Source organism: Nocardiopsis sp. NPDC007018 (assembly GCF_040635075.1).
Lineage (GTDB): Bacteria > Actinomycetota > Actinomycetes > Streptosporangiales > Streptosporangiaceae > Nocardiopsis.
On the sequence record NZ_JBEYHA010000103.1, the window covers coordinates 1 to 3,279 of the forward strand.

General features: G+C 72.3%; 3 protein-coding genes and 1 pseudogene. 3 read left to right on the forward strand and 1 reads right to left on the reverse strand.

The genetic code is table 11. The annotated features are described in order from the left end of the window. Together rpmE and ABZ635_RS27030 are read left to right on the forward strand one after the other, a co-directional pair. Nucleotides 1-89, forward strand: a pseudogene (gene rpmE / locus ABZ635_RS27025) (50S ribosomal protein L31); the annotation flags it as partial. A 241-nt stretch (nucleotides 90-330) separates the two neighbouring features. Further along, nucleotides 331-939, forward strand: coding sequence for a GNAT family N-acetyltransferase (locus ABZ635_RS27030; protein ID WP_357770063.1), 609 nt, complete (start codon nucleotides 331-333; stop codon nucleotides 937-939). Here ABZ635_RS27030 and metF read toward each other — a convergent pair. Continuing rightward, nucleotides 857-1,786: a methylenetetrahydrofolate reductase [NAD(P)H] gene (gene metF / locus ABZ635_RS27035; RefSeq protein ID WP_357770066.1), complete on the reverse strand. Its 930-nt coding sequence runs from the start codon at nucleotides 1,784-1,786 to the stop codon at nucleotides 857-859. The genes ABZ635_RS27030 and metF overlap by 83 nt on opposite strands. Nucleotides 1,787-2,042: 256 nt before the next feature. On the opposite strand from metF, the gene ABZ635_RS27040 reads away from it, so the two are divergent. Beyond that, nucleotides 2,043-3,128 carry a polyprenyl synthetase family protein gene (locus tag ABZ635_RS27040; protein ID WP_357770064.1) on the forward strand — a complete coding sequence of 362 codons (1,086 nt, stop codon included), beginning with the start codon at nucleotides 2,043-2,045 and terminating at the stop codon, nucleotides 3,126-3,128. Nucleotides 3,129-3,279: the final 151 nt, after the last annotated feature.

Genomic DNA, 3,279 nt, shown 5'->3' on the forward strand with positions numbered 1-3,279 from the left:
CCGCGTGCCACCCCTTCTACACCGGCAAGCAGAAGATCCTGGACACCGGTGGCCGGGTCGCCCGCTTCGAGAAGCGCTTCGGCAAGCGCGGGCACCCCCGAGGGGGTGCCCGGCCTTCCGCGTGCCCGGACAACGGACCGAGACGGACGCGGCCGGGCCGGGGCTTCCCCTCCCCGACCCGGCCGCGCCGCACCCGCCGGCGGACCGGCGGAGCCAGTCGAACGCGTGTTCGACCAAGGACAGTTAACACTCTCTCCGGGGCACGCGTCAAGAAGCGCCGGCCCCGGCCGGGACCAGCGGCGACCCCGGCGCGCGCCCTAGGGTGGGTGCGTGGCAGACCGCACCGAGTTACGCGCCCTCGCACCCCCCGCGTTCACGCACGCCGTGCCCGCACTGCTGGAGATCTACGAGGCGGCCATGCGCCCGCCGACCGAACAGCTGCCCGGGCGGGCGGCGGTGATGGTCTCCCACGCCGGCTACCCCGGGTTCGCCTCGGTGGTGGCCGTGGAGGGCGAACGCCCCCTCGGCTTCGCCTACGCCTTCCACGGCCGCGAGGGGCAGTGGTGGCACGACGTGGTCACCCAGGGGCTGCGCGACCACGGCCGTTCACGCCACGCGCGCCGGTACCTGGCCGACCCGCTGGAGATCGCCGAGGTCCACGTGCTCCCGGAGGCGCAGAACCGGGGCCTGGGCCGCTCGCTCCTGCACGCGCTGTGCGCGGGGCGCCCGGAGCCGACCGCGGTGCTCTCCACCCGCACCGGCCCCTCGCCCGCGCGCCACCTCTACCGCTCGTGCGGGTTCGTCGAGGTGCTGGAGTCCTTCTCGTTCCCCGGCTCCCCCGACCAACCGTTCTCGATCATGGCCGCGCGGCTTCCGCTCCTCGGGCCCGGCACCCGGCGACCTCGTGGTAGATCTCCCTGGTGGCCGTGGACTGGTTGAAGGTGATGAAGTGGATGCCCGGGGCGCCCTCGGAGAGCAACCGCTCGCACATGCGCTGGGCGTGTTCGATCCCGAAGGCGCGCACCGCCGCCTCGTCGTCGCCGAACCGCTGGAAGCGCTCGGCCAGGGCGGGCGGGAACGGCGCTCCGGAGAGCTGCTCCGAGCGCGGGATGGAGGCGAGTTTCACCACGGGGAAGACCTCGGGGATGATCGGCACCTCACAGCCGCGCGCGGCCACCCGGTCGCGCAGGCGCAGGTAGTCCTCCGCGTCGAAGAACATCTGGGTGATGGCGTAGTCGGCCCCGGCCTCGCACTTGCGCACGAAGTGGTCGGTGTCGGTCTCCACGTCCGCCGAGCGCGGGTGCTTGAACGGGAAGGCCGCCACGCCCACGCAGAAGTCGCCGCTCTCCTTGAGGAGCCGGACCAGGTCCTCGGCGTAGGTGAGGCCGTCGGGGTGTCGGACCCACTCGCCGTCGGGGTCGCCGGGCGGGTCGCCGCGTACGGCGAGCATGTTGGACACGCCCGCGTCGGCCAGACGGCCGATGAGGTGGCGGAGCTCGGCGACGGAGTGGTCCACCAGGGTCATGTGCGCGACCGGCATCAGCGTGGTGTCGGTGGCGATGCGCTCGGTGGTCTCCACCGTGAGGTCGCGGGTGCCGCCGCCCGCACCGTAGGTGACCGAGACGAAGGACGGGCCGAGGGCCTCGATCTCGCGGATCGCGCGCCAGAGCCGCTCCTGGGCCCGGGCGTTGCGGGGCGGGAAGAACTCGAAGGAGAACATCGGCTCGCCCGAGTCCAGGAGGTCGCGGATATGACGCGGCCTGGAGGCCGGGGATCGGGACGCCACGGGGCGGGTCGGTGCAGCCAACATGACTCCAACCTTAGGCGAGACCCTCGATCCCCCGGACGGCGTGTCCCACTTCGTGAGACAGAAACCGCCGATTCTCTCCATTTCCCAGAATGCGAGACAGCAAAAGGCACACAGGGAACGTTCTTCTCTCATTCTGGACAACCCGGGTCTCAGTGCACCCCTGCCCGGGAACCACACCCCGTTCCCCCGATCCGGGGGAAGCGCGCGCGAACCAGCCGCTAATGTGCAGGGTATGGCCCTCTCCTCATCTTCCTCAGCCTCCTCAGCAGTGTCCGTCGTCCGCGCCGACGTGGACCGCGAACTCACCTCCTTCTGCTCCGCCCACCGCGAACGGCTGCTGGAGATCGGAGAGGAGCTGGCCCCGGCCATGGACTCCCTGGAGGCGATGCTCTCCGGGGGCAAGCGCCTGCGCCCCACCTTCGCCTACTGGGGGTGGCGCGGGGCGGGCGGCGCCGCGGGCGACGCGCGCATGGTGCGGGCCGCCGCCTCCCTGGAGTTCCTCCAGGCGTGCGCCCTGGTCCACGACGACGTGATCGACAACAGCGACACCCGGCGCGGACGCCCCGCCACGCACAAGCGCATGGCCAAGCTCCACGCGGACCACGGCTGGAGCGGCGACAGCGACGGGTTCGGCGAGGGGGCCGCGATCCTCATCGGCGACCTGTGCCTGGCCTGGTCCGACGAGATGTACCAGGCCAGCGGGTTCTCCCCCGACACGCTCCAGGGCGGCAGGCCCCCCTTCGACGCGATGCGCACGGAGGTGATGGCCGGGCAGTACCTGGACACCCTGGAGCAGGTTCGCGGCACCGCCACCCGTGAGGCCGCACTGCGCGTGATGCGTTACAAGTCGGCCAAGTACACGGTGGAGCGGCCGCTCCACCTGGGCGCCGCACTGGCCGGGCGGCACACGGAACTGGCCGGTGTCTACACCGACTACGGCATCCCGCTGGGCATCGCCTTCCAGCTGCGGGACGACGTGCTCGGGGTCTTCGGCGACCCGGGCACCACGGGCAAGCCCGCGGGCGACGACCTGCGCGAGGGCAAGCGCACCCTGGTCGTGGCCGAGACGCTGGCCCGCTCCGACGAGGCCGACGCCGAGCGCTTCCGCGGCCTGCTGGGCGCGCCCGACCTCGCCGTGGACGCGGTGGAGTGGATGTGCGCGCTGATCGAGTCCTCGGGGGCGCTGGCCGCCTGTGAGTCGATGGTCGCCGAGTACGCCGACCAGGCCCTGGCCGCCCTGGAGAGCCCCGAGTTGGACGCCTCCGCCCGTGGTCCGCTCGGCGACCTGGTGGTGGCCGCCACCCGGCGCTCGCACTGACCCCGTCCCGGTGCGGGCCCGGCCGGGCCCGCACCGGAGTCCCGCCCCCGAGGCCCCTAGGCACTGTTTTTTGAACGGGTCAGGTCACGGAGCCAGATCCTGATCGAGGCCACCTGCACAGTCCCGTCGAAGATCGCGGCCCGCTTGTCAT